The following is a 14,567-nucleotide window of genomic DNA, read 5'->3' on the forward strand; positions in this document are numbered from 1 at the left end:
GATTCGAGGACCCGCATCGTACCGTCCGGACCACGACCCCATGGCTCTCATCCAATACCTCACACAGATCCAGTTCGATTTCGGCGCCATCCGGCTGCTGCGCAGCGAATGCGAGCGCGTCGGCATCACGCGGCCGCTGGTCGTCACCGATGCCGGCGTGCGCGCCGTGGGCATCCTGCAGAAGGCGCTCGATGCGCTCGGCGACCTGCCTGCCCCGGTGTTCGACCAGACGCCCTCCAACCCCACCGAGGCCGCCGTGCGCGCCGCCGCCGCGATCTACCGTGACCAGCGCTGCGACGGCCTGATCGCCGTCGGCGGGGGTTCCGCGATCGACTGCGCCAAGGGCGTCGCGATCGCGGCGACGCACGAAGGCCCGCTCAAGACCTACGCCACCATCGAGGGCGGTTCGCCGAAGATCACCGACCGCGTGGCGCCGCTGATCGCCATCCCCACCACGAGCGGCACCGGCAGCGAAGTCGCACGCGGCGCGATCGTCATCGTGGACGACCACCGCAAGCTCGGGTTCCACAGCTGGTTCCTGATGCCCAAGGCCGCGATCTGCGACCCCGAGCTCACGCTCGGCCTGCCGCCGAAGCTCACCGCCGCCACCGGCATGGACGCGATCGCGCACTGCATGGAAACCTTCATGTCGTCCGCCTTCAATCCGCCGGCCGACGGCATCGCGCTCGACGGGCTGGAGCGCGCCTGGGGCCACATCGAGCGCGCCACCCGGGACGGCAGCGACCGCGAGGCGCGGCTCAATCTCATGAGCGCATCGATGCAGGGTGCGATGGCCTTCCAGAAGGGCCTGGGCTGCGTGCATTCGCTGAGCCACAGCCTCGGCGGCATCGATCCGCGGCTGCACCACGGCACGCTCAACGCCCTCTTCCTGCCCGCGGTGATCCAGTTCAATTCAGGCGCCGAATCGGTGCGCAAGGAGCAGCGGCTGCAGCGCATGGCGCAGGCGATGCACCTCGATTCGCCCGGTGATCTCGGCGGCGCGATCCGTGACATGAATGCGCAGCTCGGCCTGCCCAAGGGCCTCGCCGAGGTCGGGGTCCGGGCGGACATGTTCGAGAAGATCATCGACGGCGCGATGGCCGACCACTGCCACAAGACCAATCCCCGGCTCGCCACGCGCGAGGACTACCGGCAGATGCTCGAAGCGTCGATGTAGCACGCCATGGCCCACGACCACCCCCTCACGACCACGGCCACGGTCACGAGGACCACAGCGAGCTCGGCGAGATGGACCTGCGGGTCCGCGCGCTCGAAACCGTGCTCACGGAAAAGGGCTACATCGACCCGGCTGCGCTCGACGTGCTCATCGACGCCTACCAGACGAAGATCGGCCCGCGCAACGGCGCCCGCGTCGTCGCGAAGGCCTGGGCCGATCCGGCGTTCCATGACTGGCTGCTCAAGGACGCGACCGCCGCGATCGCCTCGCTCGGCTACACCGGCCGCCAGGGCGAACACATGGTGGCGGTGGCCAACACCGGCGACCAGCACCACATGGTGGTCTGCACGCTGTGCAGCTGCTACCCATGGCCGGTGCTCGGCCTGCCGCCGACCTGGTACAAGAGCGCGCCCTATCGCTCGCGTGCGGTGAGGGACCCGCGCGGCGTGCTGGCCGAGTTTGGCGTCGAGCTGCCTGCATCGACCCGCATCCGCGTCTGGGACTCCACCGCCGAGGTGCGCTATCTCGTGATCCCGCAACGCCCTGCCGGCACCGACGGCTGGAGCGAAGAGCGGCTCGCCGACCTCGTCACGCGCGACTCGATGATCGGCACCGGTCTCGCCCGCGCGCCGGAGGCTGCGCAATGACCTACGTCAGCCACGCCGATCTCGGCGGCAAGAGCGTGCCCGGCCGCATCGTGCCGGAGCCCGAGGACGAACGCTTCCATGCCGACTGGGAAGCTCGCGCGCTCGCGCTGACCCTGGCCATGGGCGGCACCGGCTCGTGGAACATCGATGCCAGCCGAACTGCGCGCGAAACCCTGCCGGCGTATGCACAGATGAGCTACTACCAGATCTGGCTCGCTGCGCTCGAGAAGCTCATGGCCGAACGGTCTCAGGTCATGCCCGATGAAATCGCTGCGGGCCACATGCTGCATGCACCCCAACCCGTGAAGCGCGTGCTCCAGGCGACCGACGTGCCGGCCGTGCTCGCCAAGGGCACCAACGTCGAGCGGCCCGCCACCGGGCCCGCGCGCCTCGCCGTCGGCCAGCGGGTGCGGACCCGTGCGGGCCACGTCGATCACCACACGCGCCTGCCTGCCTACGTGCGAGGCAAGGTCGGGAGCATCGTGTACCGGCACGGCGTGCACGTCTTCGCCGATGCGCACGCACAGGGGCTCGGCGAAGAGCCGCAGTGGCTGTACACGGTCGTCTTCGCGGGCGAGGACCTGTGGGGACCGGGCTCCGAGCCCGGCCTCAGCGTCTCGGTGGACGCGTGGGAAAGCTACCTGGAGGCCGCCGAATGAGCGCTGCGCCGAACGTCGCGCCCCTGCTGCCCGGCATGCCGACGGACGACGGTGTCGAACCGGTCTTCCGCGAGCCCTGGGAGGCCCATGCCTTCGCGATGGCGGTGACGCTGCATCGGCGCGGCCTGTTCACCTGGCACGAATGGGCAGATGCCCTCGCGCGCCAGATCACTGCTGCGCAAGCCGCCGGCGACGCGGATCTGGGCGATACCTACTACCGGCACTGGCTCGCCGCGCTCGAATCGCTCGTCGCCGCCAAAGGCGCAAGCACGGCCGGCGAACTCGCGCGCTACCGCGACGCCTGGGACCGCGCCGCCGACCGCACGCCGCACGGCCAGCCCATCGAGCTGCGCCCGCACGATTTCGGCTGACGCCATGCACATCGTCTGGCTCTACGCCGCCCTGCTCGCGCTGCTGTTCTTCGGCCTGAGTTTCCGCACGCTGACCCTGCGGCGACGCCTGCGCATCGTGATCGGCGATGCGGGCGACGAGCGCATGCTGCGCGCGATGCGCGTGCATTCGAACTTCGCGGAATACGTGCCGTTGAATCTGCTGCTGATGTACTTCGTCGCATCGACGGCACCTCAACCGTGGTTCCTTCATGGGCTGGGCATCTGCATCCTGCTCGGGCGCGTGCTTCATGCGGTGGGCGTGAGCCAGGTCAGGGAGCGCTATGCGTTCCGCGTGGCAGGCATGGCGCTCACCTTCACGCCGATGCTTGCATCCGCGCTGCGCCTGCTCGCGGCCTACGGCCGGCAGGCGGCCGGCGCCTGAATCAGCCCTTCCGGCCGCCGAACACGAGCAGCGCACCGCCCACGACGATCGCAGCCACGCCTGCCCAGATCGGAAAGTTCACCTCCTGCCGCTCCTTGATCGACAGCTCGATGGGGCCGATCTTGGCCTGGTGGGTTTCCTTCGTGTAGCTGAAGCCACCCATGCCGAGGGCCGCGATGCCCGCAACGATCAGGATCAGGCCGATGACGCGCGTCACGTTCATGAAAATCTTCTCCGATGGGCGTCGACTTTAGCCGGCCCGCGGACGCAAGTCACAGGGGCAGCAGGTCGCCCGCGCTGCCGCGTTGCAGGAACTCGGCGAACTCGTCCGCAAGCCGCTCGGATTCCTTCGCGGCGGTGCTCCAGGCCTTCACGCGTGCCTGCACGTCGTTGCCGTAGCGCACGAAGTCGTTGCGATCGGGCAGCTTGCCGTTGGGCAGGCTGCGCACCCACTCGGGATCGGGCGCGAGCACCACGGTGCGGTCGAGGAAGCCCGTGGGCTTGTGCCGCCACTTCAGGCCCTTGTCGAGCCAGCCCGGCACCACCGCCTTCTGGAAGTGCGGATACAGCACGATGCCGTCCGCATTCAGGTAGTCGAGATGCAGGTGGTAGTCCGTGATGCCACCGTCCCAGTACGCGCCGGGCGGCGCTCCGGGGATGTCATGCACTGCTTCGAGCATGAACGGAATCGAGCACGAGGCTTGCAGCGCGAGCTCGAAGTTGCCCCTGATCAGCTCGACCTGCCGGGTACGGAAATCGCGCGTGCCGAAAGGCAGCGCCGCGCCCGGCGTGGAGAACACCACGCGCTCCAGCCATGCGCCGAGGCTCTTGCGATGAACGCTGTTGGTGATGAAGGCGCCGAGGTAGCCGACCGGCGTGCGCGCCCGGCCTTCACGGCCCAGGATGTGCCGGCCGCGCGCCGTGATCACATGCAGGCGGTATCGTGAATGGCGCAGCACCTCGTCGATACGCCCGCCATAGAAGCTGCGCAGCCCTTCGCCGAACTGCGCGCTGACCTGCCGCGCCGTCAGCCGCTTCTGCCCCGGCGGCACTTCGAAGTGCTGGTGGATGTAGCCCTGCTCGAACTGCCCGAAGGCGTGCCTCGCATCGTGCAGGCAGGCATTGGCGAGCCGCCATGCGCCGATCGACGCACCGACCAGGTCGACCGGTTGCGTCGATTGCGGCAGCCAGTCGCCGAAGAGGAAGCGATCGATCGGCCCGAGGATCAGTCCTTTCGGACCGCCGGCCGCCCCGGGAATGGTGCGCACGTCCTGCGGCCGCAGGCCATGCGCGGCGATGTGTTCGCGGGCGGCTGGCCCGGCATGGATGCGAAGTGCCTTCACGCCTTGCTCGCCGCCGCGTCCATCTACTTGCGCAGCCCTTGCAGCTTCGCGAACGCATTGGCCATCTGGCCGGCCGGCTGCGGCGAGTTGTCGCGGCGCGCGCCCTGCTGGTGGCCGCGCCCTGCCCCTTCGAAGCGGTTCTCGCGCGGACCGTCGCGGCGCGACGGTGCCGCGTCGAGCTTCATCGTGAGGCCGATGCGCTTGCGCGCCACGTCGACTTCCATCACCTTGACCTTGACGATGTCGCCGGTCTTCACGACCTCGCGCGCATCGTTCACGAACTTGTGGGAAAGCTGGCTCACGTGCACGAGGCCGTCCTGGTGCACGCCCAGATCGACGAACGCGCCAAACTGCGCCACGTTGCTCACGGTGCCTTCGAGCACCATGCCCTCCACGAGGTCCGTGATGTCTTCGACGCCTTCGTTGAAGCGTGCGACCTTGAAGTCGGGACGCGGATCGCGGCCGGGCTTCTCCAGTTCGCCCAAGATGTCCTTGACCGTGATGACACCGAACTTCTCGTTCGCGAACAGTTCGGGCTTGAGCGTCTTGAGCATGTCCGCGCGGCCCATCAGCTCGCTGACCGGCTTGCCGGTCTTCTCGATCATCTGCTCGACCACCGGATAGGTTTCGGGGTGCACGCCGGTCATGTCCAGCGGATTGGTGCCCCCGCGGATGCGCAGGAAGCCCGCGCTCTGCTCGAACGTCTTCGCGCCGAAGCCGGTCACGTCCAGCAACTGCTGCCGGCTCGCGAAGGCGCCGTTGGCTTCGCGCCAGCGCACCACCGCCTTGGCCACGCTCGAAGACAGCCCCGAGACGCGCGACAGCAGCGGCACGCTCGCGGTGTTGAGGTCCACGCCGACCGAGTTCACGCAGTCCTCGACCACCGCGCTCAGCGTGCGTGCGAGCTCGCTCTGGTTCACGTCGTGCTGGTACTGGCCCACGCCGATCGACTTGGGGTCGATCTTCACGAGCTCGGCCAGCGGGTCCTGCAGGCGGCGCGCGATGCTCGCCGCGCCGCGCAGGCTCACGTCCACATCGGGCATTTCCTGCGCCGCGAATTCGCTGGCGGAATAGACCGAGGCACCCGCCTCGCTCACGACCACCTTTTCGATCACGTGCGTGCCGGCACCGGCCTGCGCGCTCATCTTCGCGAGCAGCTTGATGAGGTCGGCCGCCAGCTTGTCGGTTTCGCGGCTCGCAGTGCCGTTGCCGATCGCGATCAGGTTCACGCTGTGCTTGGCGCAGAGCTTGCCGAGCGTGTGCAGCGAGCCTTCCCAGTCCTTGCGCGGCTCGTGCGGGAACACGGTCGCGGTCTCGACCAGCTTGCCGGTGGCATCGACCACTGCGACCTTCACGCCGGTGCGGATGCCCGGATCGAGGCCCATCACCACGCGCTGGCCGGCCGGCGCGGCGAGCAGCAGGTCGCGCAGGTTGTCGGCAAAGACCTTGATCGCGACCTTCTCGGCGTCCTCGCGCAGACGGGTGAACAGGTCCCGCTCGGTCGACAGCGCGAGCTTCACGCGCCACGTCCATGCCACGCACTTGCGGATCAGGTCGTCGGCCGCACGGCCCGAATGGCTCCAGCCCAGGTGCAGCGCGATCCTGCCCTCCGCGATCGACGGCTTGCCCGGCTCGGGCTCGACCGGAAGCGCCAGCTTGGCATCGAGGACCTCCTGCGCGCGGCCGCGGAACACCGCCAGCGCACGGTGCGACGGCACGCGGCCGATCGGTTCGTCGTAGTCGAAGTAGTCGCGGAACTTGGCGACTTCGGCGTTGTTCTCGTCCTTGCCCGTCATCAGGCTCGACTTGAAGAGGCCTTCGCTCCACAGCCATTCGCGCAGGCTCTGCACCAGCGCGGCATCTTCGGCCCAGCGCTCGGAGAGGATGTCGCGCACACCGTCGAGCACGGCCGGCACGGTCGAGAAATCGGGGCCGGGTTTGCCGTCGTCGAGCGTGGTGGCCGGCTGCAGGAAGGCCTTGGCCTCGACCGCCGGATCCAGCGTCGGGTCGGCCAGCAGCTTGTCGGCCAGCGGCTCGATGCCGAACTCGCGCGCGATCTGGCCCTTGGTGCGGCGCTTCTGCTTGAACGGCAGGTACAGGTCCTCGACCTCCTGCTTGGTCGGCGCGGCCTCGATCGCGGCGCGCAGCTCGGGCGTGAGCTTGCCCTGTTCGTCGATGCTCTTGATCACTGCCGCGCGGCGGTCTTCGAGCTCGCGCAGGTACGCGAGGCGCGCTTCCAGCTCACGCAGCTGGGTGTCGTCGAGCCCGTTGGTCGCCTCCTTGCGGTAGCGGGCAATGAAGGGCACGGTGGCGCCCCCGTCGAGCAGGTCGACGGCGGCCTTCACCGGTGCTCGCCGACCTTGATCTCGGCGGCGAGCTGGCGAATGATTTTCTGCATGCTGGAAGGACGTCCCTGGGTCCGGCGCCCGCGTCAGGCGCCTTGCGAGATAAAGCGCGGAAGTTTGCCATAGGCAGATCGAGGCCCCGGGCGACGACTTCGTCATTACTTCGTGTAGCGAGTTCTCGCGGCGCACGCCCGACAATCGTCGGCAATGGGCCTCCTCAAGAAACTCCTGCGCGCGCTCGCCGCGATCGTGATCGTGCCGGTGCTGCTCTTCGAGGAATGGGGCTGGGAGCCGCTTGCCCGGCTCGTCGGGCAGCTTGCCCGCCTGCCGCTCTGGGCACGCATCGAGCAGGCGCTGCGCAACCTCTCACCCTGGGGGGCGGTACTCGCCTTTTTCGCGCCGATGCTGATGCTGTTCCCCATCAAGCTCATCGGCCTGCTGCTGCTCGCGGAGGGGCACGCGAAAAGCGCGGTGATGCTGCTGCTCGCGGCCAAGCTGGCCGGCACCGCGATCCTCGCGCGGCTCTTTCAGCTCGTCGAGCCCGCGCTGATGCGCATCCCGCTCTTCGCACGCTGGTATCCGCGCTGGAAGGCCTGGAAGGACAGGCTCATGCTCATGGTTCGGCAGAGCCTGCCCTGGCGCGTCGCCCGCGGGATCCGGAACAGCGTGCGCCGCTCCTGGCGCAGCTTCCGGCGCGCGCGCTGATGCAATTTTTACCCGGGTAGATTGCATTTTCATTTTTGCCCGGATATTATTCGCGCCCCATGCCTTCTTCCCAGGAATCCCATCTCACCGCCTTTGCCGGTTTCCACCGCATTGCGTCCGGCCCGCGTGCGAAAGTCATCGCCGAGGTGCGCAAGCAATGCGCGCGCTCCGGTCAGGTGCAGCCCTTCGTGTTCGACGACAGCACCGGCGAGCGGCTCGACATCGACCTTCGCGAAGGCGCCTCTGAGGTCCCGGCAGCCGCTGGCGGCGAGCCCGCCGCGCGCGGCGTCGGAAGACCCAGGCTCGGCGTGGTCGCGCGCGAAGTCACGCTGCTGCCGCGTCACTGGGAATGGCTTGGCCGCCAGCCCGGGGGCGCATCGGTCGCTCTGCGACGGCTGATCGACGAGGCGCGCCACGTGCACGCGGACCGCGACGCCCAGCGCGCCGCCCGTGAAGCCGCCTACCGGTTCATGTCCGCCATCGCCGGCGATCTGCCCGGGTTCGAGGAAGCGGCCCGCGCGCTCTTTGCCGGCGATCGCGCGCATTTCGACGAACACATCGCAAGCTGGCCCGAAGACGTCCAGGCACACCTGCACAAGCTCGCCGCGGCGGCCTGGAGTGCCGCCGAATGAGCACGCCTTCGCACGCCCATCCGCGCGCGGCGGCGATGGCGGCGCGGCCGCTGTGGAAGACCTTCCTGATCTTCCTGGCGCCGATGCTGCTCAGCAACATCCTGCAGTCGCTGTCGGGCACGCTCAACAATGTCTTTCTCGGACAGATGATCGGCGTCGGCGCGCTCGCCGCGGTGTCGGGCTTCTTTCCGGTGATGTTCTTCTTCATCGCCTTCACGATCGGGCTCGGCGCCGGCGCCTCGGTGCTGATCGGGCAGGCCTGGGGCGCACGCGAACCCGACAAGGCGCGTGCCGTCGCCGGTACCACGCTCACGGTGGGCGTTCTGTTCGGCCTGTGCGTGGCACTGTTCGGCGGCGCGTTCACCGAGCCGATGCTGCGCATCCTCGGCACGCCGCCCGACATCCTGGCCGACGCGACGCGCTATGCGCGGATCATCCTGATCGCGATGCCGGGCCTGTTCGTGTTCCTGCTCTCCACCGCGATGCTGCGCGGCGTGGGCGACACGGTCACGCCGCTCTACACGTTGATGATCTCGACGCTGATCGGCCTGGTCATCACGCCCTCGCTGATCCGCGGCTGGTTCGGCCTGCCGCAGATGGGCGTGGCGAGCGGCGCGTGCGCGACGGTCGTCTCCTTCGTGGTCGCGACGACCTGGCTGGCATTCCATCTGCGCCGCAAGAAGAGCCCGCTCGCGCCCGATGCCGATTTCGTGCGACATCTGCGGGTGCGCCCGGCGCTGCTCAAGGCGGTGCTCAAGGTCGGGGTGCCGACCGGCGTGCAGATGATCGTGGTGTCGCTGGCCGAACTCGCGCTGCTGTCCTTCGTGAACACCTACGGCTCCGAGGCGACCGCCGCGTACGGCGCTGTGAACCAGGTGGTCGCGTACGTGCAGTTCCCGGCGATCTCGATCGCGATCACCGCGTCGATCCTCGGCGCGCAGGCCATCGGCGCGGGCCGCTCCGACCGCCTCGGCGCGATCACGCGCACCGCGCTGATGATGAACCTCGTGCTCACCGGCGCGCTGGTGGTGCTCGGCTACCTCTTCGCGCGGCCGCTGATGGGCTTCTTCATCACCAGCGACCCGGTGATCGAAGTCGCGCAGACGCTGCTGCACATCATGCTGTGGAGCACCGTGATCTTCGGCATGGGCTCGGCGCTGTCGGGGATCATGCGCGCGAGCGGCTCGGTGCTGGTGCCGACCAGCATCTCGATCTTCTGCATCGCGCTGATCGAAGTGCCGGTGGCCTGGTGGATGAGCCACCGCATCGGCCTCCACGGCATCTGGATCGCCTACCCCGTGGCCTTCACGGCGATGCTGACGATGCAGGCCTGCTACTACCGTTTGGTCTGGCGCAAGAAGACCATCCGACGGTTGATCTGACGAGGCGGGCCGGCCTGCGAAAAGTACAGCGCTTACATTTTTTCGCGAAGACCCGCCTACAACTTGCTCCATCGGCCGCCGATAGGCAGAGCCATGGACACGCCAGATTCAAGCGGAACGCCGGGAGTGCTTCCCGCGCTTCCCAGAGAAAACATCCTCCAGGACGACGGGGTGCATATCCTCGTCTCGACCAAAGGCGTGGAAGGCTCGCGCAGCGACGGCATTCTTCTGCGCCGGTGCGGCTTCTCGCTCACGACGCCGCTGGGTTGCGAATTCCTCGGCCAATACCGGCACCTGTCGGACGGCCTCTGGCATGCGACGATGCGCAGCAAGCGCCGCGACGACGGCTCCATCGGCCCGCCGCAAGTGGGCATCTATGTGACGGAGCTCGATGCGCTGGTCAATCTGTGGGCCAATCGCCGGTCATTCGATCTGGGCCATCGGGCCTGATGGCGGCCCTACTCGAACACCTCATCCCCCGTCGGCTCGAAATGCGGCACCGCATTCATGTTGTGCCGCAGCGTCGACAGCGCCCAGTACATGCGCCTTCTCGCCCGGCTCTGGTTGCCGAGCGGTCGATGGTCCGCGATGGTGTGCCACGGGTTGTACGACAGGCGCTTTGCAAATTCCATCTGCGCGGGTGAATCGAACTTCTGCCGCGGCAGGCGCAGCGTGGCGACGCTGACGCGCGGCGAGAGCTTCTCCGGCCACAGCACGCCCGCGTTCTCGATCGGCATGAGGTGCGAGTCGGTCTGCATCTGGATGCGGAAGTCGAGTTCCACATCGCCCGCCTCGAGCGAAGCGACCATCGCCTTGCGCAGGTAGTCGTCGGGCGGCCGGAACGGCAGGCGCGGGATCGGCGTGCGCTTGTTCGTCTTGGGCCACACCGAATACTGCATCGCCTGCCCTTCGCCCATGAGGTAGGGCACGCAACTGAAGTAAGGCGCCTCGAAAGGGCTGCTCTGCGTCTTGATGAAGAGCGACTGCATCACGAGGTCGAGGATGTGCGATTCGCGCAGGTTCACGAAGTAGAAGATCTGCGCGTTCTTCACGCTCTCGATCTGCAGCGCCGCGTTGCAGCGGACATCCGGCGTGACGAAGGTCGGCGTGGAAACGGCGAACATGTCCAGCGTGTGCTTCTCCTCGTCCATCAGCTTCTCGCCGGGCACGCCCATCAGCTTGATGCTGATGCTCATGAAGCCCACGTCGTCGATGTCCGGCGTGATGTAGGGCCCCGGCCCCGAGAAGCGCACCCACGCGCGGAAAGTCTGCGGCTTTGCATAGATGCCGCGCTTCATCTGCTCGGGAATGTCGTCGTGCACGATGAATTCGCCGCGCACGATGCCTTGCGTCTTGGTGTTGCCGCCGCGCTCGAAGCCGCCCGGCTTCCACAGGTCGGTCATCTGCCGAGTGAAGCTCTTGACGATCGAGTCGGTGAAGCTTTCCTCGTCGGGCAGGAGCCTTTCCTCTGCGATGCCGAGCCCTTCGTTCTCGCGCCGGCTGTTGATGAGCGCGGTGGCGAAGCGCGCGAGCGGATCGCGCAGGAAGGCATCGAAAGCCGGCCGGAACAGGGGATCGAAGCGGCGCTCCAGGCGGATGAAGGCCATGCCCGCGTCGCTGACGGCGTTGCGCCACAACGAGCCGGTGTTGGCGCGCGGCGTCGGGCGACTGACATTCGAATTCATGGTTCTCCCTTCGCGATGTAGCGCAGCGCGCGAAGCCCGGGCAGAAAGAAATACGCGCCGCCGAGCACCGTCACGAATTGCGGCAGGCCGCAGACACGCTGGTCGGGTCCGTGGGCCACGGGCATCGAGAAACAATCGGTCGCGGCGCCATCGGCACGCGGGAGGTGGTTGCCGATGAGCGGATCGCTTTCGTCGCGCGATCCGTCGAACCGGATGCCGGCGAGCCACGCCGACTGCACGAACTCGAACTGCCGCGCGATGTTCGCGCCGAGGCAGATGAAGTGCAGGCCGGTGCCCTCCTGCGGCGTGTGGCCCGAGAGCGCATCGGAGAGCGACACGCCGGGGCCGTATTCGCGCCCGCGCCGTAGCAGCCGGTGGAAGCGCGTCGAGGCGACGAGGTCGTTCGCGAGCGCCCTCGCGTCGAAACCCAGCGTGCGCGCCGCCCACGAAATGAAGCCCGGCGGCCCCGCCGGCAGATCGGCGTTGCGCGGATTGCTGCGGCGGATGTGCGCGCCGATCGGGCAGCGCAGGCCCCGGTCGTCGTCGCGGTAGGTGAAGGTGTTGCGAGGATCGTCCTCACCGTCGATGGCCTCGTTGGCGCGGCCCATGAGCGGCTCGCCATCCATCATCCGGCCGACCATCGCTTCGGCCAGCCGCTTGCGGTCCGCCGGATCGCCCTGCGCCTGTGCGTCGATGAAGCGCCAGAAGCCCGAGACGTCCTGTTCGAGTTGCCGCAGCACGAGGTAGCTGCCGTTGCGGCCGAAATCGGCCTTGTCCGGCGCGTCTTCCGCGGGCGCGAGCACCGCGTCGGGATCGCGCGCCGCATCGAGCAGCGGCCGGTCGGTGTAGCCGCCGTATTCGTTCGGATAGCCGAGCAGGAACTCGCCGAGACACGAGAGATTGGTGTAGTCCTCGCGCTCCTCGTCGCGCGCCGCGCGCTTGCGCTGCCAGTCGAGCGTGGGTTGGGAGATGCCGTCCGCAAAGCCGAAAGGCTCGACGCCGTCCATGTCGGAGGTCGTAAGGCAGGCGAGCTGCTCGAGGCCCTCTTCCGCACCGGCCAGCGCTTCGATGCCCCATGCTTCGAGGCCGCCGGGCTCGGCGTAAAGCATCACCATCACATGCGGGATCGCGTCGGGCGTGCCGCCCCATTGCCAGTGCGCGGGATCGTTCGGCCCGAGGTCGCCGAGCCGGCGCGAGTGGGCCGGATCGCTGCTCATGCCGACAATGAATTCGGTCGAGAAGCCTTCGACGATGTCGTCGGCCACGCCGAGCGCGCGCAGGCCACTGCTCGTGAATGCGATCTGCAGCGCGGTCGTGGGCGCCGGCTCCTGCGTCATCGCGCTGGTAACGCGCGCGTTGGCGAGCCATGCGCGCGCGGCGCGGGCATCCGTCACGCGCAAGAGCAGGAAGCAGGCCTGTGTCATGCGCTTGTGGCCGAAGCGCACGATGCCCTGGATATCCTCGTAGTCGATGGCCGGCCGGTTCATAGCAGCCTCAGCCATGCAAGCACCTGTTCGTCGCTCATCGATGCCATCTCGAAGCCTTCGCGGATGCGCTGGTTGCGATTCAGGTCCGTGAGCGTAAGACCGGGGTAGGCCTTGTACCAGACCTGCGTCGGCAACTGGTGACGGCGCTGGTAGTACTTGAAGCGCAGCTCGTGGCGCGCGCCGCCCTTCACGAGCCAGTCGGTGCGCGGCCAGCCGAAGCCGTTGCTGAAGATCAGGTTCAGCCCCCACGCCGCCTTGTTGATGAAGTCGTCCATGTAGGCCTCGTGGCTGCCGTCGTAGTTGCTTGCAAACAGCACGCGCGACTTGTCGTCGAGGAAGACCCAGCGCGCGAAGTGGATCGTCTGCACGCGCGCGAGATGACCGCGTCCGAAGACATGGCGGGCCGCGTAGTCGATGAGCAGCAGGAGGAGCTGCGTCAGCCGACGGCGGAACCATCCAGGCTTGACGCAGCCGAGCGCGGTGAAGCTGTTGGTGAGGTCGTGGTCTTCGAGCTGCTGCATCTCTCGCACGGCAGCACGCTCGGGCCGAGGGCAGAACTCCGGGTCGCTCTTCTCGTGGCGGCGCAGCAGCACGATGGCAACAGGCGAGAGCACGACGATCAGCGGCAACAGGATCAGCCCGATCAGAGGGATGCCTGCCGCGTGGAGGCCATTGCGGACCTGCCAGCCGAACGGCGTGCGCTCCGCGGATGTCAAAAGCAGGCGGCCTTCGAGCTGCTCCTGCTGCACGTAGGCCATCAGCGCACGCCGCGCGGCCTGCGGATCGTGGGCCACGGTGCCGTCGCGCGGCACCTGCGACGACAGCGCCCGTTGCAGCGCGCTGTTCTCGCGAATCTGCCTCACGGTGCGGCCGATCCAGTTCACGTAGCCCGCGGCCGTGGGCACCGGCGCGCCTTCAGCCACGCCAGCAGATCGCCGCCCGCATCGAAGCCTTCGCAGTGCGCGAAGATGCGGCGAACCCCTTCGCCCGCGCGGTCGACGAATTCCGCAAGCTGCGCCTCGGCCGGCCCGTCGCACTCGCCGAGGAACGCGAGATAGACCGGCACCCGCGGCCTCGGCAGATCGAAGACCTCGAAGTCCGACCCGGTGGCGTCGACGAGCACCGCGAAGCGCGCGAAATGCAGACCCTCGAACTCGCCGAAAGGCACGAGCGCGTTCGCGGGGTCGGCCGTGCCCGGCAGCAGGTTCATGGTGCCCAGCAACTCCCGCAGGGCCTGTTCACGGCCCTCCGCCAGCGCTGCCACCACCATGAAGTGGGATTGAGGCGTCACCGCATCATCAGAACTTGAGGCAGAAGTCGATCAGGCGTTCCTTGCCCCAATACACCTTGCCCAGGTAGAAGTTGGGGGAGATGAGCCGTATCTCGTCGCGAATCCAGTGGGCGACCAGAGAGGTGGCGGAGTAGTCGAGCACGATGCACTCCTTGCCGTCGAGCCAGCTGTCGCCCTTGCCGACCTTGGCCACGATGGCCTCGACGCCGAAGGGCGTGATCTTGTTCTTCAGCACGCCCTTCTCGGCATCGAACACTTTCCCCTGCCAGCCGAAGTAGTTGATGATCTTCGCGATCGATTCCGAATAGCGCGTGCCGGGCGCGATGATCGCGGTGCCCTCGGCTTCGCCGTTGGGGATGTCTCCGGCCGGGCTTTCGCGGAACAGGTCGTCGAGCTGCTGCTGCGACATCTCGAGCAGTTGTGCCACGTCGTACGCCATA

General features: G+C 67.8%; 16 protein-coding genes and 1 pseudogene. 9 read left to right on the plus strand and 8 right to left on the minus strand.

Features of this window, described 5'->3' with window-relative positions:
- Nucleotides 1–40 precede the first annotated feature (40 nt).
- The 5 genes from ACQ858_RS10360 to ACQ858_RS10380 all read left to right on the plus strand — a co-directional run bounded on the left by ACQ858_RS10360 (nucleotide 41) and on the right by ACQ858_RS10380 (nucleotide 3,257).
- Nucleotides 41–1,177, plus strand: a complete 1,137-nt coding sequence (locus ACQ858_RS10360) for an iron-containing alcohol dehydrogenase (protein ID WP_431276541.1) — start codon at nucleotides 41–43, stop codon at nucleotides 1,175–1,177.
- A 71-nt stretch (nucleotides 1,178–1,248) separates the two neighbouring features.
- Nucleotides 1,249–1,824: a nitrile hydratase subunit alpha gene (gene nthA, locus ACQ858_RS10365; RefSeq protein WP_431276542.1), complete on the plus strand. Its 576-nt coding sequence runs from the start codon at nucleotides 1,249–1,251 to the stop codon at nucleotides 1,822–1,824.
- The gene (nthB, locus tag ACQ858_RS10370; protein ID WP_431276543.1) at nucleotides 1,821–2,483 is read left to right on the plus strand and encodes a nitrile hydratase subunit beta; all 663 of its coding nucleotides are present in this window, start codon (nucleotides 1,821–1,823) and stop codon (nucleotides 2,481–2,483) included. Before nthA ends, nthB begins: the two co-directional genes overlap by 4 nt.
- A complete protein-coding gene (locus tag ACQ858_RS10375; RefSeq protein WP_431276544.1) occupies nucleotides 2,480–2,854 on the plus strand; it encodes a nitrile hydratase accessory protein in 375 nt (124 codons plus the stop codon). Before nthB ends, ACQ858_RS10375 begins: the two co-directional genes overlap by 4 nt.
- 4 nt (nucleotides 2,855–2,858) lie before the next feature.
- Nucleotides 2,859–3,257, plus strand: a complete 399-nt coding sequence (locus ACQ858_RS10380) for an MAPEG family protein (protein WP_431276545.1) — start codon at nucleotides 2,859–2,861, stop codon at nucleotides 3,255–3,257.
- Nucleotide 3,258: 1 nt separating this feature from the next.
- On the opposite strand, the gene ACQ858_RS10385 is transcribed toward ACQ858_RS10380, so the two are convergent.
- The 3 genes and pseudogenes from ACQ858_RS10385 to ACQ858_RS10395 all read right to left on the minus strand — a co-directional run bounded on the left by ACQ858_RS10385 (nucleotide 3,259) and on the right by ACQ858_RS10395 (nucleotide 6,998).
- Nucleotides 3,259–3,480 (minus strand): hypothetical protein, encoded by a 222-nt coding sequence (locus ACQ858_RS10385; protein WP_431276546.1) that lies wholly within the window; start codon nucleotides 3,478–3,480, stop codon nucleotides 3,259–3,261.
- Between the two features lie 49 nt (nucleotides 3,481–3,529).
- The gene (locus tag ACQ858_RS10390; RefSeq protein ID WP_431276547.1) at nucleotides 3,530–4,600 is read right to left on the minus strand and encodes a phospholipase; all 1,071 of its coding nucleotides are present in this window, start codon (nucleotides 4,598–4,600) and stop codon (nucleotides 3,530–3,532) included.
- 23 nt (nucleotides 4,601–4,623) lie between these two features.
- Nucleotides 4,624–6,998, minus strand: a pseudogene (locus ACQ858_RS10395) (Tex family protein).
- A gap of 154 nt (nucleotides 6,999–7,152) precedes the next feature.
- Between ACQ858_RS10395 and ACQ858_RS10400 the strand changes: the two are divergent.
- From ACQ858_RS10400 to ACQ858_RS10415, 4 genes are all read left to right on the plus strand, one after another.
- Nucleotides 7,153–7,650, plus strand: coding sequence for a hypothetical protein (locus ACQ858_RS10400; protein ID WP_431276548.1), 498 nt, complete (start codon nucleotides 7,153–7,155; stop codon nucleotides 7,648–7,650).
- 59 nt (nucleotides 7,651–7,709) lie between these two features.
- Nucleotides 7,710–8,282: a DUF2239 family protein gene (locus tag ACQ858_RS10405; protein WP_431276549.1), complete on the plus strand. Its 573-nt coding sequence runs from the start codon at nucleotides 7,710–7,712 to the stop codon at nucleotides 8,280–8,282.
- On the plus strand, nucleotides 8,279–9,664 hold the full coding sequence (locus ACQ858_RS10410; protein ID WP_431276550.1) for an MATE family efflux transporter: 1,386 nt from the start codon (nucleotides 8,279–8,281) through the stop codon (nucleotides 9,662–9,664). Before ACQ858_RS10405 ends, ACQ858_RS10410 begins: the two co-directional genes overlap by 4 nt.
- 171 nt (nucleotides 9,665–9,835) lie before the next feature.
- On the plus strand, nucleotides 9,836–10,114 hold the full coding sequence (locus tag ACQ858_RS10415; protein ID WP_431276551.1) for a hypothetical protein: 279 nt from the start codon (nucleotides 9,836–9,838) through the stop codon (nucleotides 10,112–10,114).
- Nucleotides 10,115–10,122: 8 nt separating this feature from the next.
- On the opposite strand, the gene ACQ858_RS10420 is transcribed toward ACQ858_RS10415, so the two are convergent.
- The 5 genes from ACQ858_RS10420 to ACQ858_RS10440 are packed head-to-tail and all read right to left on the minus strand — an operon-like array spanning nucleotide 10,123 to nucleotide 14,566.
- Complete coding sequence (locus ACQ858_RS10420; RefSeq protein WP_431276552.1) at nucleotides 10,123–11,349, minus strand: hypothetical protein; 1,227 nt, start codon at nucleotides 11,347–11,349, stop codon at nucleotides 10,123–10,125.
- A complete protein-coding gene (locus ACQ858_RS10425) occupies nucleotides 11,346–12,851 on the minus strand; it encodes a Dyp-type peroxidase (protein ID WP_431276553.1) in 1,506 nt (501 codons plus the stop codon). Before ACQ858_RS10425 ends, ACQ858_RS10420 begins: the two co-directional genes overlap by 4 nt.
- A complete protein-coding gene (locus ACQ858_RS10430) occupies nucleotides 12,833–13,741 on the minus strand; it encodes a hypothetical protein (RefSeq protein WP_431276554.1) in 909 nt (302 codons plus the stop codon). The genes ACQ858_RS10425 and ACQ858_RS10430 overlap by 19 nt, the downstream gene beginning before the upstream one ends.
- Nucleotides 13,717–14,127, minus strand: coding sequence for a hypothetical protein (locus ACQ858_RS10435; RefSeq protein WP_431276555.1), 411 nt, complete (start codon nucleotides 14,125–14,127; stop codon nucleotides 13,717–13,719). Before ACQ858_RS10435 ends, ACQ858_RS10430 begins: the two co-directional genes overlap by 25 nt.
- A gap of 7 nt (nucleotides 14,128–14,134) precedes the next feature.
- Entirely contained in the window at nucleotides 14,135–14,566 is a 432-nt protein-coding gene (locus tag ACQ858_RS10440) for a hypothetical protein (protein WP_431276556.1), read from the minus strand.
- Nucleotide 14,567: the final 1 nt, after the last annotated feature.

It is taken from the genome of Variovorax ureilyticus (assembly GCF_050632185.1).
Lineage (GTDB): Bacteria > Pseudomonadota > Gammaproteobacteria > Burkholderiales > Burkholderiaceae_C > Variovorax > Variovorax ureilyticus_A.

Coding starts and splice junctions, on each gene's coding strand:
- nthB (WP_431276543.1), top strand. CDS start 1,821: ATGACCTACGTCAGCCACGCCGATCTCGGCGGCAAGAGCGTGCCCGGC.
- ACQ858_RS10420 (WP_431276552.1), bottom strand. CDS start 11,349: ATGAATTCGAATGTCAGTCGCCCGACGCCGCGCGCCAACACCGGCTCG.
- ACQ858_RS10360 (WP_431276541.1), top strand. CDS start 41: ATGGCTCTCATCCAATACCTCACACAGATCCAGTTCGATTTCGGCGCC.
- ACQ858_RS10425 (WP_431276553.1), bottom strand. CDS start 12,851: ATGGCTGAGGCTGCTATGAACCGGCCGGCCATCGACTACGAGGATATC.
- ACQ858_RS10410 (WP_431276550.1), top strand. CDS start 8,279: ATGAGCACGCCTTCGCACGCCCATCCGCGCGCGGCGGCGATGGCGGCG.
- ACQ858_RS10385 (WP_431276546.1), bottom strand. CDS start 3,480: ATGAACGTGACGCGCGTCATCGGCCTGATCCTGATCGTTGCGGGCATC.
- ACQ858_RS10400 (WP_431276548.1), top strand. CDS start 7,153: ATGGGCCTCCTCAAGAAACTCCTGCGCGCGCTCGCCGCGATCGTGATC.
- nthA (WP_431276542.1), top strand. CDS start 1,249: ATGGACCTGCGGGTCCGCGCGCTCGAAACCGTGCTCACGGAAAAGGGC.
- ACQ858_RS10375 (WP_431276544.1), top strand. CDS start 2,480: ATGAGCGCTGCGCCGAACGTCGCGCCCCTGCTGCCCGGCATGCCGACG.
- ACQ858_RS10440 (WP_431276556.1), bottom strand. CDS start 14,566: ATGGCGTACGACGTGGCACAACTGCTCGAGATGTCGCAGCAGCAGCTC.
- ACQ858_RS10405 (WP_431276549.1), top strand. CDS start 7,710: ATGCCTTCTTCCCAGGAATCCCATCTCACCGCCTTTGCCGGTTTCCAC.
- ACQ858_RS10380 (WP_431276545.1), top strand. CDS start 2,859: ATGCACATCGTCTGGCTCTACGCCGCCCTGCTCGCGCTGCTGTTCTTC.